The sequence below is a fragment of the Shinella sp. SUS2 genome (genome assembly GCF_001262505.1).
Taxonomy (GTDB): domain Bacteria; phylum Pseudomonadota; class Alphaproteobacteria; order Rhizobiales; family Rhizobiaceae; genus Shinella.
In genome coordinates this window covers 47,823-62,659 of sequence record NZ_KQ410737.1, presented here as the reverse complement: position 1 = coordinate 62,659, position 14,837 = coordinate 47,823, and the positions used below count along the sequence as shown (strand labels likewise).

The 14,837-nt window shown below is 62.2% G+C and carries 13 protein-coding genes and 1 pseudogene; 5 read left to right on the top strand and 9 right to left on the bottom strand.

Annotated features, from left to right (window positions below; all coding sequences use genetic code 11):
- Positions 1 to 32: 32 nt before the first annotated feature.
- The 5 genes from AKG11_RS22575 to AKG11_RS22555 all read right to left on the bottom strand — a co-directional run bounded on the left by AKG11_RS22575 (position 33) and on the right by AKG11_RS22555 (position 3,856).
- The gene (locus tag AKG11_RS22575; RefSeq protein ID WP_023514890.1) at positions 33 to 350 is read right to left on the bottom strand and encodes a hypothetical protein; all 318 of its coding nucleotides are present in this window, start codon (positions 348 to 350) and stop codon (positions 33 to 35) included.
- Between the two features lie 112 nt (positions 351 to 462).
- Complete coding sequence (gene mutT / locus AKG11_RS22570) at positions 463 to 885, bottom strand: 8-oxo-dGTP diphosphatase MutT (RefSeq protein ID WP_050745517.1); 423 nt, start codon at positions 883 to 885, stop codon at positions 463 to 465.
- The gene (locus AKG11_RS22565; RefSeq protein WP_023515896.1) at positions 882 to 1,661 is read right to left on the bottom strand and encodes a GNAT family N-acetyltransferase; all 780 of its coding nucleotides are present in this window, start codon (positions 1,659 to 1,661) and stop codon (positions 882 to 884) included. Before AKG11_RS22565 ends, mutT begins: the two co-directional genes overlap by 4 nt.
- A 12-nt stretch (positions 1,662 to 1,673) precedes the next feature.
- Entirely contained in the window at positions 1,674 to 2,906 is a 1,233-nt protein-coding gene (gene argJ, locus AKG11_RS22560; protein ID WP_050745516.1) for a bifunctional glutamate N-acetyltransferase/amino-acid acetyltransferase ArgJ, read from the bottom strand.
- 50 nt (positions 2,907 to 2,956) lie between these two features.
- The gene (locus tag AKG11_RS22555) at positions 2,957 to 3,856 is read right to left on the bottom strand and encodes a peptidylprolyl isomerase (RefSeq protein WP_050745515.1); all 900 of its coding nucleotides are present in this window, start codon (positions 3,854 to 3,856) and stop codon (positions 2,957 to 2,959) included.
- A gap of 238 nt (positions 3,857 to 4,094) precedes the next feature.
- Here AKG11_RS22555 and secA point away from each other — a divergent pair, with 238 nt between their 5' ends.
- The 3 genes from secA to AKG11_RS22540 all read left to right on the top strand — a co-directional run bounded on the left by secA (position 4,095) and on the right by AKG11_RS22540 (position 9,761).
- Positions 4,095 to 6,821: a preprotein translocase subunit SecA gene (secA, locus tag AKG11_RS22550; protein WP_050745514.1), complete on the top strand. Its 2,727-nt coding sequence runs from the start codon at positions 4,095 to 4,097 to the stop codon at positions 6,819 to 6,821.
- A gap of 254 nt (positions 6,822 to 7,075) precedes the next feature.
- Entirely contained in the window at positions 7,076 to 8,503 is a 1,428-nt protein-coding gene (locus tag AKG11_RS22545) for a lipopolysaccharide biosynthesis protein (protein WP_050745513.1), read from the top strand.
- Positions 8,493 to 9,761 carry a GNAT family N-acetyltransferase gene (locus AKG11_RS22540; protein WP_082342596.1) on the top strand — a complete coding sequence of 423 codons (1,269 nt, stop codon included), beginning with the start codon at positions 8,493 to 8,495 and terminating at the stop codon, positions 9,759 to 9,761. The genes AKG11_RS22545 and AKG11_RS22540 overlap by 11 nt, the downstream gene beginning before the upstream one ends.
- Before the next feature lie 48 nt (positions 9,762 to 9,809).
- Here AKG11_RS22540 and AKG11_RS22535 read toward each other — a convergent pair whose 3' ends face one another.
- From AKG11_RS22535 to AKG11_RS22525, 3 genes are all read right to left on the bottom strand, one after another.
- Positions 9,810 to 11,453, bottom strand: a complete 1,644-nt coding sequence (locus AKG11_RS22535) for an AMP-binding protein (protein ID WP_050745512.1) — start codon at positions 11,451 to 11,453, stop codon at positions 9,810 to 9,812.
- A gap of 76 nt (positions 11,454 to 11,529) precedes the next feature.
- A complete protein-coding gene (locus AKG11_RS22530; RefSeq protein WP_050745511.1) occupies positions 11,530 to 11,793 on the bottom strand; it encodes a BON domain-containing protein in 264 nt (87 codons plus the stop codon).
- Between the two features lie 417 nt (positions 11,794 to 12,210).
- A complete protein-coding gene (locus AKG11_RS22525) occupies positions 12,211 to 12,543 on the bottom strand; it encodes a hypothetical protein (protein ID WP_050745510.1) in 333 nt (110 codons plus the stop codon).
- 266 nt (positions 12,544 to 12,809) lie between these two features.
- On the opposite strand from AKG11_RS22525, the gene AKG11_RS22520 reads away from it, so the two are divergent.
- Both AKG11_RS22520 and AKG11_RS22515 read left to right on the top strand, forming a co-directional pair.
- The gene (locus AKG11_RS22520) at positions 12,810 to 13,283 is read left to right on the top strand and encodes a hypothetical protein (protein WP_024271136.1); all 474 of its coding nucleotides are present in this window, start codon (positions 12,810 to 12,812) and stop codon (positions 13,281 to 13,283) included.
- 776 nt (positions 13,284 to 14,059) lie between these two features.
- Entirely contained in the window at positions 14,060 to 14,368 is a 309-nt protein-coding gene (locus AKG11_RS22515; RefSeq protein WP_037408539.1) for a hypothetical protein, read from the top strand.
- A 113-nt stretch (positions 14,369 to 14,481) separates the two neighbouring features.
- On the opposite strand, the pseudogene AKG11_RS22510 reads toward AKG11_RS22515, so the two are convergent.
- Positions 14,482 to 14,651 (bottom strand): annotated as a pseudogene (locus tag AKG11_RS22510) (transposase); the annotation flags it as partial.
- Positions 14,652 to 14,837: the final 186 nt, after the last annotated feature.

Below are 14,837 nucleotides of genomic sequence, written 5' to 3'. Positions count from 1 at the left end.
TCCCGCGCCCGTCGCGCATTTGTATCGCCCGTTCAGCAGCCGTTGCTGACACCGTTACCGTTCACGATGCACACGGCGCCGGGCATTTCCTGCAGGACGCTGCGGCGCACCGTATAGCGTTTTCCACCTTCCGACGGGATCGAGCCCGTCGAGATCATGTCGAATTCATCGGGCACATTCGCCATCATGCGCTTGTCGGTCTTGGCGGACAGGACCGGGGTCAGAACCAGAGCAAGCGCGATGACGGCGGTGCCGAAGAGCAGGGCGAGGTTGAGCGCGCCGGTCCGGCTATCGCCGGCCGGCGTGAAATCCTTCTCCTGAACGGTTTTCCAGAAGTCTTCGTCACGCATCTGAGGGTCTCGTAGGCATTCATTGCAACGTTAGGCCCAATCTTTGAACCATGGTGCTAAACGATTGCTTAACGGAGACTGAAAAATACGGGGTAAATCCCTGCCGTTCCGTTCAGAGAAGGTCCATCAGGAAGGGAATGAGCGGCTCGTCGGCCGGCGGCATGGGATAGTCGCGCAGCGCCTTCGGGCGCACCCATTTGATCGCCTGCCCCTCGCGGCCATGGGCGGTGCCCTCGAAACGGCGGCAGATGTAGAGCGGCATCAGGAGATGAAAGTCGTCATAGGTGTGGCTGGCGAAGGTCAGCGGGGCCAGGCAGGCAACCTTCGTGCGGATGCCGAGTTCCTCGTCCAGTTCGCGGATCAACGTCTCCTCCGGCGTCTCGCCGGGTTCTACCTTGCCACCCGGAAATTCCCAGAGACCGGCGAGCGTCTTTCCCTCCGGGCGCTGGGCCAGAAGGATGCGGCCATCAGCGTCGACGAGTGCGCACGCGGCGACGAGCAGAATGCGGCGGGGTTTCGCTTCGGTTTCGCTCATGCCGCGGCGGGCCCCCTGTAGCAATACTGGTAGACGTCCTTGAAGCCGGCGCGGCGGTAGAGTGCGATGCCGGCCGCATTGTCGGCCTCGACCTGCACCCAGGCCTGCCGGGCGCCCTTGAGCTTTGCCCAGCGCAGGGCGGCGTGAAGGACGGCAGTGCCGAGGCCGCTGCCGCGCTTCTCCTTTGCGACGCCAAGCTGGAGGACACCGACAAGGTCGTTGTCATGCACGGCGATCGCCACCGCTGCAGGGCCGAAATCGGGCTCCTCGAAGATGAAGAGGCCGGTTTCCGGCTTGATGGCGTTGATAATCTCGGTGAGGCCGGGCTTCAACGCCGGGTCGTCGCCGGCAACGCGGATGCGCGCATCGACGAAGCGGCCGACGTCGCGGCTCGGCAGATGGTCGAGGCCTTCGTCGCGCGGAAGGGTCGCAAGGTCCGCCATCATGACGATGGTGCGGCCCGCCTCCGTCCAGCCGGCCTCGTCCATATGGGCGACGAGTTTCGGTGGGGTCAGCGGCGTCTGGCGCACCAGCAGCGGGCGCCCATAGTCGGAAAACTTCTTTGCCGCCTTCTGGAGGCGGATGTCGAGATCGCGGGTGTCGGACGGGTCGAGCGGGTTCACCGAGTTCAGCCGGCGTGAGGGGTGGCCGGCGGTCAGCCGGAACAGCCAGCTTCCATCATAGTGCACAGAGGCGGCCGGCCACGCGCGGAAGCCGACGGCTTCGAGCCGGCGGACTTTTGGCAGATCGCTGGTGTTTTCTTCTGATGGCGTCACGCAAGAAGGCCTTTAGCTGCGGTAGTCGCCGTTGATTTCGACATACTCCTTGGTGAGGTCGCAGGTCCAGACCGTCGCCTTGCCGGTGCCGAGACCGATCTCGACGCGGACGGGGATATCCTGCCGCTCCATGACCGCGGTGGTCGCCTCTTCGGAATAGGCGGGGTCGCGTTCGCCATCGACGGCGACGCGCACGTCGCCGAACCAGATGGCGAGGCGGTCGCGGTCGGCCATCTCGCCGGACTTGCCGACGGCCATGACGATACGGCCCCAGTTGGCATCCTCGCCGGCAACCGCGGTCTTGACCAGCGGCGAATTGGCGATGGAAAGCGCGATGCGCTTGGCTGCCGCGTCGCTTTCGGCGCCCTCGACGGTGACTTCCACCATCTTGCGCGCGCCCTCGCCGTCGCGCACGACCTGGAGCGCCAGGTCGCGCAGGAGGTCGTTCAGCGCCGCCCGGAAATCGTCGAGCGCGGCGTCGTCAGCGGTGACAGGGGCTTGGCCCTCGGCTGCACCGGTCGCAAACAGCATGAGCGTGTCAGAGGTCGAGGTGTCGCTGTCGACGGTGACCGAATTGAAAGTCGGGCCGACACCGGCGGAGAGCAGCGATTGCAGAACCGGTGCCGGGATGTCGGCATCGGTCACGACGAAGGAGAGCATGGTCGCCATGTCGGGCGCGATCATGCCCGCGCCCTTGGCGATGCCGTTGATGCGCACGGTGACGCCACCGAGTTTTGCGGTGCGGGTCGCGACCTTCGGATAGGTGTCCGTCGTCATGATCGCCTTGGCGGCTTCAAACCAGAAATCTTCCGTGCCGGATGCGGCAAGGGTGTCGAGCACACCGGAAAATTTGGTGGCGTCGAGCGGTTCGCCGATCACGCCGGTCGAGGCGAGGAAAACCTCGCCCTCCTGGCAGCCGATCGCCCTTGCGGCGGCTTCCGCCGTCATCCTGGTCGATTCGCGGCCCTTGCGGCCGGTGAAGGCATTCGCATTGCCGGAATTGACCACCACGGCACGGGCGATGCCGCCAGGCAGGTTGGCACGGCAGAAATCGACCGGCGCCGAGGGGCATTTCGAGCGGGTGAAGACGCCCGCGACGGTCGCGGGGCGGTCGAACACCATCATCAGCACGTCTGTCCGGTTCTTGTACTTGATCCCGGCGGCAGCGGTCGCCATGCGCACGCCGCGTACTGGCGGCATTTCGGCATAGGTTTTGGGAGCGAGCGGGGAGACGGAACCGGACATCGTACTTTCCTGTTTCAAGAATGGCCCGACAGTTGCCGGGCCGTTGTCTGTTACTGCTGGCCTTCGGTTGCCGGTGCGGCTTCGCCTTCACCCGCGGCTTCCGGCTTGTTGACCGCGTCATAGGCGGTCTTCAGTGCGGCATCCTGGATGTCGACCGGGGCTGCAGCCTTGGCCTTTTCCAAAAGTTCCAGATACTTGTCACGCATGACAAGCTGACGAACCTGGCTTTCAACCTGGTCTAGCGCCGGGGGCTGCTGCTTGCGCTTGTCCTCGATCTTGATGATGTGGAAGCCGAACTGGCTCTTCACCGGCTCCTTGGAATAGGCGCCCTTTTCCAGTGCGAAGGCGGCCGCTTCGAATTCCGGAACCATGCGGCCCTTGCCGAAGTAGCCGAGGTCACCGCCTTCGGATTTGTTCGGGTCGGTCGACTTTTCCTTGGCGATTTCGATGAAATCCTTGCCAGAATCGAGATCCTTGATGATGGCCTTGGCCTCTTCCTCGGTCTTGACGAGGATGTGGCGGGCGCGGATTTCATCTTCCGGCTCGATGGCAGCGACTTCCTTGTCGTAGCGGGCCTTCACCTCTTCCGGGGTCACCGCATCGACGACATGCTTCTTGAAATAGGCATTGTGCAGTTCGCGATCGGTGAGGAAGGCGAGGCGCTGCTTGAAGTCGGGCGTATCCTGCAGGCCTTCCTTGCCTGCATCGGCGGCGAGCAGCTTCACGTCGATGATCGAGGAGAGGGCGGCAACGCGCTTCTGTTCGTCCGGCAGGTTGGCAAGCTGCGGGTCTAGGCCGGCAATGGCGAGCTTCAGTTCCGATTCGTGGATCTCGAGCGTGCCGACCTTGGCGATGATTGGATCGGCGGCGGCATCCTGGGCGCGGACGCTGGTGCTTGCGGCGGCAATCGCAATAAGGGCGACTGCTGCGAGCTTGCTGTACTTGAACATATTGAAAAAGACCTTTCAAATCCTCGCCGGAATCGGGCCGATATCCGGTGCCAGACGGCTCAACACCACCAGAATGTGGCAGTTGTGCAACCGCCTGAGCCGTTGACATCATTCGACCCCCCTCTTATCTGTCACGCAATCCCGCGTCCAGAACAGTTTCCGGGCGTCTCAAGGCTTTGCGCGCAAATATCGTGCGACCTGTCACGCGCCGGGCGCCCATGAAGAAAGGACCATCCTGATGGTCAGCCTCGGCGGCATAGCCCGCAAGTTGTTCGGTTCCTCGAACGATCGTCGCATCCGCTCTTACAAGCCGCGCGTCGATGCCATCAATGCGCTTGAACCGCAGATGAAGGCGCTCTCAGACGACGCGTTGCGGGCGAAGACCGTGGAATTCCGCGAGCAACTTGCTAGCGGCAAGACGCTCGACGACATTCTGGTGCCGGCCTTTGCGGTTGCCCGCGAGGCGGCCCTTCGTGTTCTTGGCCTGCGTCCCTTCGACGTCCAGCTGATCGGCGGCATGATCCTGCACGAAAAGTCGATCGCCGAGATGAAGACCGGTGAAGGCAAGACGCTGGTGGCGACACTTCCCGTCTACCTCAATGCGCTTGCCGGCAAAGGCGTGCATGTCGTGACGGTCAACGACTACCTCGCGACACGCGACAGTGCGCTGATGGGCAAGATCTACAGCTTTTTGGGGCTTTCCACCGGCGTCATCATGCACGGTCTCGATGACGACCAGCGCCGCGCCGCCTATGGCTGCGACATCACCTACGCGACGAACAACGAACTCGGCTTCGACTATCTGCGCGACAACATGAAGTACGAGCGCGGCCAGATGGTACAGCGCGGCCACTTCTTCGCCATCGTCGATGAAGTGGACTCGATCCTGGTCGACGAAGCACGCACGCCGCTGATCATTTCCGGCCCGCTCGACGACCGGTCCGACCTCTATACGACGATCGATGCCTTCATCCCGATGCTGGACGAGGCGGACTACGAGATCGACGAGAAACAGCGCTCGGCCAACTTTTCCGAAGTCGGCACGGAGAAGCTGGAAAACCTCTTGCGTCAGGCGGGCCTGCTCAAGGGCGAATCGCTCTACGATGTCGAGAACGTCGCGATCGTCCACCACATCAACAACGCGCTGAAGGCCCACAAGCTCTTCACCCGCGACAAGGACTACATCGTTCGCAACGACGAGATCGTCATCATCGACGAGTTCACCGGCCGCATGATGCCGGGCCGCCGCTATTCGGAAGGCCAGCACCAGGCACTGGAAGCCAAGGAAAAGGTGACGATCCAGCCGGAAAACCAGACGCTGGCTTCGATCACCTTCCAGAATTATTTCCGCATGTATTCCAAGCTCGGCGGCATGACGGGTACGGCTTCGACGGAAGCAGAAGAGTTTGGCAACATCTACGGCCTCGACGTCGTGGAAGTGCCGACCAATCTGCCGATCCAGCGCCTCGACGAGGACGACGAGGTCTACCGGACGGTCGAGGAGAAGTACAAGGCGATCATCCAGGAGATCAAGGATGCGCGCGAGAAGGGCCAGCCGGTCCTCGTCGGCACGACCTCGATCGAGAAGTCGGAATATCTTGCCGAACGCCTCAAGATGGCAGGATTCCAGGATTTCCAGGTGCTGAACGCCCGCTACCACGAGCAGGAAGCCTATATTGTTTCGCAGGCCGGCGTGCCGGGCGCTGTCACGATTGCCACCAACATGGCTGGCCGCGGCACGGACATCCAGCTCGGCGGCAACCTTGAAATGCGCCTCGAGCGTGACCTTGCCGAGATGGAGCCGGGTCCCGAGCGGGATGCCAAGCGTGAGGCGATCATCGCCGAGGTGAAGAAGCTGAAGGAGCAGGCGCTTGCCGGCGGCGGCCTCTATGTTCTCGCCACCGAGCGCCATGAAAGCCGCCGCATCGACAATCAGCTGCGCGGCCGTTCCGGCCGTCAGGGCGACCCGGGCCGGTCGAAATTCTTCCTGTCGCTGCAGGACGACCTGATGCGCATCTTCGGCTCCGAGCGCATGGATTCCATGCTGCAGAAGCTCGGCCTCAAGGAAGGCGAGGCGATCGTCCATCCCTGGATCAACAAGGCTCTGGAGCGTGCGCAGAAGAAGGTCGAGGCGCGCAACTTCGATATCCGCAAGAACCTCCTGAAGTATGACGACGTGCTGAACGACCAGCGCAAGGTCATCTTCGAGCAGCGCATCGAGCTGATGGATGGCGAGAACCTCTCGGAAATCGTTGGCGACATGCGTCACGAAGTGGTCGAAACCCTCGTCCGCCTGCACATTCCGGAAAACGCCTATGCCGAACAGTGGGATGTCGCGGGCCTCAAGAAGGGTGTTCTCGAACAGCTCAACCTCGATCTGCCGATCGACGCCTGGGCAGCCGAGGAAGGCATCGACGAGAAGGACATCCTGGAGCGCCTGCACAAGGCGACCGACCAGGCTGCTACCGACCGTGCGGAGCGCTTCGGCCCCGAGATCATGACCTATGTCGAGCGCTCCGTGCTGCTCCAGACGCTGGACCATCTCTGGCGCGAACACATCGTCAACCTCGACCATCTGCGCTCTGTCATCGGCTTCCGCGGCTATGCCCAGCGCGACCCGCTGCAGGAATACAAGGCCGAGGCTTTCGAACTCTTCCAGGCTCTGCTCGCGAACCTTCGCCAGACCGTGACCGCGCAGCTCATGCGCGTCGAGCTGGTGCGCCAGGCTGCCGACGCCCCGGCGCCGGTGCCGCCGGAGATGGAGGGCCATCATATCGACGGCACGACCGGCGAGGACGACTTCGGCGAAGGCAATGGCGGCGGTTTCATGGCCGTCGGCGTGTCGCCGGAAGATCGTGATCCGGCCGACCCGGCGACCTGGGGCCGCGTGTCGCGCAACGAGGCCTGCCCATGCGGCTCGGGCAAGAAATACAAGCACTGCCACGGCGCTTTCGAGCAGGCCTGACCGGCTGCAGGAGTAAATGGCGCATCGTTCACATGAACCGTTGCCCCACCGTCAAACGTCATCTCCGGGCTCGATCCGAGGATGCCGGAAGAGAGATATGCGGATATTGATCCGCTCCCATTGAATGCCGCCCCCGGGCGGCATTTTCTTTGGTGGGCGCTGCACCGTTCACGGCCGACCCAACCGTTTGTTAACCCTGATCTGACAAGACTGATCCTGGTTCAGTTCTGCGTTGCGTACGGGTTCCTGTGTTGATGGCGGTCATTCAGTCGGCGGAGAAATTGCTGCCATCGGCCCTGCGCGGCAAGGCGGAACCGCTGGTGCGCGCGCTCGCAACGATCCTCGTCAGCGACGACCCTCGCAACCTTGCGCAACGCATGGCGCTCATCACCTTCGCCATTCGCGTGATCAATGCGGCAATCGCCTTCCTTTCGCAGATCATCCTCGCCCGCGTGATGGGCGAGTTCGAATACGGCATCTTTGTCTTTGTCTGGGCACTCGTCGTCATCTTCGGCGACATGTCCTGTCTCGGCATCCACACCACCGTGGTACGCTTCCTGCCCGACTATGCAGGACGCAGCGCGCACGCAGAAATCCGTGGCCTCACCTCGACGGCGCGCGTCTTCGCCATGCTGTCCTCGACGGTGCTGGCGACCATCGGCCTGCTCGTGCTGTGGTTCTTCCATGACAGTTTTGCCGACTACTACGTCGTGCCGCTCTTCGTTGGCTTCTTCTGCATGCCGATGATTGCGCTCGGCGACGTGCTCGACAGCACGGCGCGGGCTCATAGCTGGGCGGTGGTGGCCCTCAGCCCGACCTACATCATCCGCCCGCTGCTGATCCTCGCCTTCATGGTTCTGGCGGTTTTGCTGGACGCGCCCCACACGGCGCTGACCGCCATGGTCGCGGCGCTCGCCGCCACCTATCTTACGACCGTCGTGCAGTTCTTCAACATCCTGCGGCGGCTCAGCAAGCGCTACGTCAAGGGGCCGCGCAAGCTGGAATTCTCCCTCTGGATCAAGGCGGCCTTGCCGATCTTCCTCATCGAGGGGTTCGGCTTCCTGCTGACCAATTCCGACGTCATCGTGGTCGGCCTCTACCTCGATCCGGAAAGTGTCGCCATCTACTTCGCTGCGGCGAAGACCATGGCGCTCGTGCACTTCGTGTTCTTCTCGGTGAAGGCCGCTGCGGCGCCCCGCTTTTCTGCGCTGTTTTCGGCCGGCGACCGGCTGGCATTGGCGCGCTTTGCCGGCGAGACGGTGCGCTGGAGCTTCTGGCCGTCGCTGGCCGTCGGGCTCGGCGTGCTGGCGCTGGGCCATTTCCTCCTGTCCCTGTTCGGTACCGCCTTCACGGCGGGCTATAGTCTGATGTTCATCCTCTTCGTCGGCATTCTCGCCAAGGCGCTGATCGGGCCGGGCGAGGTACTGCTCACCATGGCCGGCCAGCAGAAACTCTGCGTTCTCGTCTATGCGGTGGCCTTGGCCGCCAACATCAGCTTCAACGTCACCCTCATTCCGCTCTTCGGTCTGACGGGTGCGGCGACGGCCACCGCCGGTGCCATGATCCTCGAGGCGCTGCTGCTGCACCTCGTCGTGCGTAGAAAACTCTCCATCATTCTCTTCGCCTTCGCCAATCCGGTGACGGCAAGCCTTGCCAACGGGGTGGACCGCCATGACCGATAGCCACGGCTTAGACCACACGATCGTGACCGGCCGTGCCCAGGCCGCCATTCCGCCTGCCTTGCCGCATGCGCCGCCGGCGGACCAGCGCTTCCTTGTCGGCCGGCCCGGCCGCTCGCTGGCGCTCTATCCGGCGACAGCCGGCTACGAACTGCAGCAGGAACTCGATTTCCTGTCGAACCGCGTCATGGAGCCGAACGTCTTCTTCACGGGGCGCTTTCTCGCTCCTGCCATGCCGCGCCTTGAGGATCGCACCGTGCGCCTTTCCGTGTTGCGCGACGAGGGCGCCGGACGCAGCCGCATGCGCTTCCTCATGCCCTTTTCCGTCGAGAAGCCGGGCTTTTCCATCGGCTCGAGCATCCTGCGCGCCTGGGCAAATCCGTTCGGGCCGCTCGGGACGCCCCTCGTCGATGCTGAGGATGCCGCCGAAACGCTGGACAACGTGCTGGAAGCCCTTGGCGGTGCCGGCAGCGGCCTGCCAGGCATCCTCGTCCTGCCGGACCTGCGCCTCAACGGTGCCTTCGCGCAGCTGATGCGTGCCGTCGCCATCGGCCGGAACCTTCCCGTCACCGTCACCGATACCTATCGCCGCCCGATGCTGGAGAGCCTGCTCGACGGTCAGACCTATCTGCAGCACGCCATCTCGCCGGAGCACTTCCGCGAGTTGCGCCGGCAATGGCGCAAGCTCGATGCGATGGGCGCACTTTTCTACAACGTCGCCCGCCAACCCGCCGACATCCGGTTGCGCATGGAGGAATTCCTGCTGCTCGAAGCCTCGGGCTGGAAGGGGCGCGGCCGCACGGCGATGATCAACGATCGTTACCGTGCCGCCTTTGCCCGCGAGGCGATCAGCAACCTTGCCGAGACCGACGGCGTGCGCATCCACACGCTCGACCTCGACGGCCGGGCCATCGCCTCGATGATCGTCTTCATGATGGGCGGGGAGGCCTATACGTGGAAGACCGCCTATGACGAGGAGTTCGCCAAGTTCTCGCCCGGCAAGCTGCTGGTGGCGGAACTGACGGAGTGGCATCTCGACGACGCCAATATCGCCCGGTCGGATTCCTGCGCGGTGCCGGATCACCCGGTCATGAGCCGCTTCTGGGAAGAGCGAGAGGACATGGGCACGCTCGTCGTCGGCCTGCAGCAGAATCGCGACCGTGACGTGCGCCAGGTGGCGACGCAGCTTCACCTCTATCGCAACACGCGCAATGTCGCGCGGCTGCTCCGCGAGAAGATTCGTGCGCTCGCGCGCCGCTGAGGCCTTTCCGGTCCAGTCGGCGGCTTGACGTTCCGAGCCTCTGAAAAACTAGGCGGCGAAGGGTGTTTCTTCCGCTGCGCGCTTGCGCAGGATATGGCGGATGACCTTGCCCGAGGTCGTCAGCGGCAGGGCATCGACGAAGTCCACCTCGCGCGGGTATTCGTGCATGGAAAGACGCGATTTCACCCAGTCGCGGATATCGTTTGCAAGGGCGTCCGACGGCGCGTTTCCGGGGCGCAGCATCACATAGGCCTTGACGATTTCCGTGCGCACCGGATCAGGCTTGCCCACGGCAGCGGCGAGCTGCACGGCCGGATGTCCGGCAAGGCAATCCTCGATCTCGCTCGGCCCGATGCGGTAGCCGGAGGAGGTGATGACGTCATCGTCGCGGCCGAAGAAGGTGACGTAACCCTCTTCGTCCATGCGGCCGAGGTCGCCGGTCGTCATCCAGCCGCCAATGAATTTTTCCGTCGTTGCCTTCTCGTTCTTCCAGTAGCCGAGGAACATGACGGGATCGGGTCGCCTTACCGCGACCTGGCCGACGGTGCCGCGCGGCGCTTCCCGGCCGTTCGCATCGATGATGGCAACGACATGGCCGGGCACCGGCTTGCCGATCGGCCCGGGTCGCGACACGTCGAGCTTGCCGATCGAGCCGAGCACAATGTTGCACTCCGTCTGGCCGTAGAACTCGTTGACGGTGATGCCGAGCGTGTCGCGGACCCATTCCCAGGTCTCGCGGCCGAGCGATTCACCGGCCGAGCCGATGGTGCGCAGGTTCAGCCGGTACTTTTCGTGCGGATTGGCGACTGTTTTCATCAGCCGCAGCGCCGTCGGTGGGATGAACGCATTGCGTACATTCATGTCCTGCATGATGCGGTAGGCCATGTCGGGGTCGAATTTCTGGCCCGGCGAGGAGACGACGGGCACGCCGAGCAGCAGCGCCGGCAGGAGCACGTTGAGAAGTCCGCCTGCCCAGGCCCAGTCCGATGGCGTCCAGATGCGGTCGCCCGGCTGCGGCAGGAACTCGTGATGCATCTGAAAACCCGGCACATGACCGAGCAGCACGCGATGGCCGTGCAGCGCCCCCTTCGGTGGCCCCGTCGTGCCAGACGTGTAGATCATCATCGCCGGGTCGTCCGGGCCGCTGTCGACGGCTGCGAAAGGGCCGGCATGGCGGGCGATGAGCTCTTCGAACGATTTTGCCGAGGCGTCCTTGCCCGGCTCGGTGGTGATCACCAGATCCAGCGTCGGCAGCTCGGCCCGGATCGGCTTCAGGCGTTCCAGGCCGAAGCGATTGGTGACGATTGCCTTTGCCTCGGCATTCTTCAGACGGAAGGACAGCGCATCGGCGCCGAAGAGAAGGGCGAGCGGCAGGGCGATGGCGCCGAGCTTGTAGATTGCCAGATGCGCTATGACCGTCTCGAAACCCTGCGGCAGCAGGATGGCGACACGATCCCCGACCGTTACCCCTTCTGCCGCTAGGGCGACGGCAAAGGCGTCAGACCGCGCGGCCAGTTCACCGTAGGTTAGAGAGAGTGGTGGGGCGTCGGGCAGGAAGTGCTCAAGGCAGACCCGGTCGGGGGCATGCGCCGCCCACGCATTGGAAACCGCGGTGCCTATATTGAAGCGCCCGGGGATCTGCCAGCGGAAATCCCGGTAAAGCGCATCATAGGTCGGTCTCTCGGCGAGCATCCGGCGTCACTCCAGTTTGCTGCATTGCACCTAGCATTCCGGAGGGGCCGCCGGCAATGGCGGCTTTTCGCGTATGTCAGAGCCAGGAGAGGCGGTTGTCCACTTCACTGACCTCCTTGACGGCGGCGGCAATCGCGACGGCCCTGCCCGCCTCTTCCGCGGAGCCGATGCTGCCGGAAAGAATGATGCGCGTGCCCTTGCAGGTCACGGTGACGTCGGAGGCATCCACGTCGCCCGCGATGGACAGTGCGTCCGCTACCGCCGTCTCCAGCCAGGCCGGGTGGGGACCATCGAAATGTTCGGGCGGTTCGCCCTTGAAGGTACCTTCCTTGAAGACCATGTCGCACTCCTCTTGCTCGGCGTCTGCATGAAAACGCGGGATGAACCTGTTTGTTCTTTGCGGCTGAAGGAAGGATGGGCCTTGCTCGCTATCGGCGGCCTTGCCCCCAAAATGGTTGAGACCCAAGAGCGTGCACATCGCTCTCGGGTCCCCCTCCGCAACCACATCCGGGGGTGTCTGTCGTTGCACGGGGTAAATGCGGTTCTGCAAAATTTGTTCCCGCTAAAAAGCAAATTTTTTGAAGGACTAGATGCAAACCTGATTCTATCGATTGCGCACAGCTAGATGTTGAAGGCGGTGGATATCTCGTGCTCCTCGCCGATGCAGGGCGGCAGAACGCCTTCTGCCGGCATTCGTCGGCCGCCTCTTGGTCGAGCCCCCAGGCCAGCACATCCAGGGGGCGCGGCCGGATCGTGGCTATCGGGCTTTGGCGTAGATCATGAGCGCGAAGCCCGCACCCATGCCGATGTAGCAGATCCAGGTCAGGATTTCCTGCCAGCGCTTCGGGCGCAGGCGATCGATCTCCTCCTCGCCCGGCCCGCCATGGCGTGTCTGAAGCCCGAACAGGCCGAGCGTACGATGCGTCGCCTCATGGTCGATCCGGGTGTTTCGTATTGTGCCACCCAGGATGCGTCCCAGGAGGTAGCGCTTCATGCCCACGACGAATGAGCCGAAGAAGAACGTGTTCAGGGTGAAGGAGAACGCCAGGACGATGGCAAGCCCTATGATGAACAAGGTCCAGTCGCCCATATACCCTCCATTCCGCGCGGTTGTCGGGCCTGAACGTGCGAAAATCCTCGCGCGTTCCTTCCCGGTTGTCTAAGGAACACGGCTGATCCAGTCGGCCTATTCACTGGCACCAGGTACTTTCTTCCCGGAATAGGAGGCGACCTTGAGCCACGGTGTGTACCCGTATGCGTTGAGGTCATTAGACTTTATCAACGAGACGAAGCAACGTTGCTTGTCGGGGCGTGCCCCGTGTGATTTCCTTCTCCAATCTGAACGGGGAGGGGACGATGCCGGTACCGGACGATCTTGACAACGATCATCACAAGCTCATTTCCACGATTCGCCAGGACATCGCCGTCAATCAGGGGCAGGCAAACCGGCGGCAGGCGGTCAGCAAAAATTTTCACGTCTACCTGGAACTCTATTTTCAAGGGAAACACGATCAGGCCGTGCGCGCCTATTGCGCTTCTAAGCGCATCGAGACCCGCCGGTCTGACGGGTCGCAGGTCGATCCGAGAAATGGCAATTCCGACGATCCCTGCATCTATTACCAAGAACATGCAGCCACCATGGTGAATGAAGTCTGCGGGCAGATGCGGCAGCGCTGGCAACGCAACAACAACAACAATACCGTCTTCATCGCTGGGCATCAGAATATGGCGAACATCCAGGGAAGGCGCATCGACGGATATTCGTATGAGATGTCCTATTGGTACGACTATGGCGACATCTACATCGCCTTCCATTGTTATCCCAACTAGTTGGAGCGGGGGGCTGCATCCGCCAGGGCTCTGAAAGGTACCGGTGGCGGATATCGCCAGACCGACATTCGCAAGGACGGCACGGGCCTGTGGGGCGGTCTGTGATGTTTTCACGGGGATGACGGCGGAGATAAACGGGGACCCGCAAGACGGGCTGGGAATAGAGCGGGCCGATAGCCTGGTTCACCTGTTGAACGCCGAATATAGTGCTACGCACAAGGGGACGAGACATTGAGGAACATCATTGCCATCGCCTGCATCTTGATTGCCACCGCGTCACTTGCGAGCTGCGCTGGGCGCCAATGCAGCGATTGGCCGGGGACGTGCATCATTCAGTGATGGTAGCCTTAAGGGCACGACATGCTGAGTGGCTAGGCGGCTGTGCATGAAAGACTTCTTCAAGTGGATACCTGAGAGCGGCTTGGAGCCGTGGTTTGAAACGGCTCCCTATCAACCCAGGCGCCTGGTGCCGGTTGCTTCTGAGGGGGCGTCCGCTTGTTGTTCCATAACGTTCGCAGCAGGAGAGGTGATGAGCTCGTCGTTAGCTCACCGGTCACCGCCAAACGTTCTCCGACGAATCTGTCTTTCTTTTGGTCTTCGTTGTGGCGTCAGTGGAGGCACGACGGTAAGGCCGGCACTCCAGAGCAAAGTGCGTCACGGGCGATGCAGGGCAATATCTGGTCTTATGAGTGCGCACTGCATTGAGCATCTTGTCTTCCTCAACCAGATGCTCATAGGTCTCCATGATTGCATTTTCAGGACGGGCATCAAATTTCATGAATGACAAAACCCGCGATGCCTTAACCGGCATGTACTTCACGGTCGATGATCTCGACGGGACCTATGGTACCGGACAAGTCGTTCGGCTTGCCGCCGATGGCATCTATTTCGTACGCTTTGACGGCAACGAGGTGACCTTGCCCTTGGAACTCGCGTCTCTTGGCGAGATGCTGGAAACAACGGATGAGGGCTACAAACTCTGGCGGTTCTTCGACACAATCGATGAACGAGGAAAATGGATTGAGTGGCTGGACGCGCCGTCGAAGCCGAGAGTGGTTTCGCTTGTGAAGCCCGTTAAAGATTAAGCGGTGAGCCCATAGATGCGAATATCCGGGGCGAGCCGGTTTGTGCGTAGCCCTTAAGTGGACACCTAGCCATCGGCGTTGCACAAAAACGCGGCCATCGCGCCACGCTTGCCCTTCAATTTGGAGGCATCCGATACGTCATGCCGCCATGCTTCGCCTTGTACTTGTAGAAGGTTGCATCCGAGATGTCGTGCTTGCGGCATACATCGACCGTCTTCGCGCCCGCCTCCTGCGCCTTCAATATCCCGATGATCTGTTCTTCCGCGAAGCATGAACGCTTCATTCGTTCGTCTCCTCGTTGTGACGAACGAGGCTGCCACAATGCAGCGCTCACGGCCTGCGGAAGGTTGCAGCAACTCGATTGGCGAGGAGTGCCATTGGCATGCTGACGAAACCGGCTGATTCGCTCGACGATGAAGACGAAACCGAGAACAAAAGTGTCCAAGAAAATCGGCTGAGGGATTCTCTC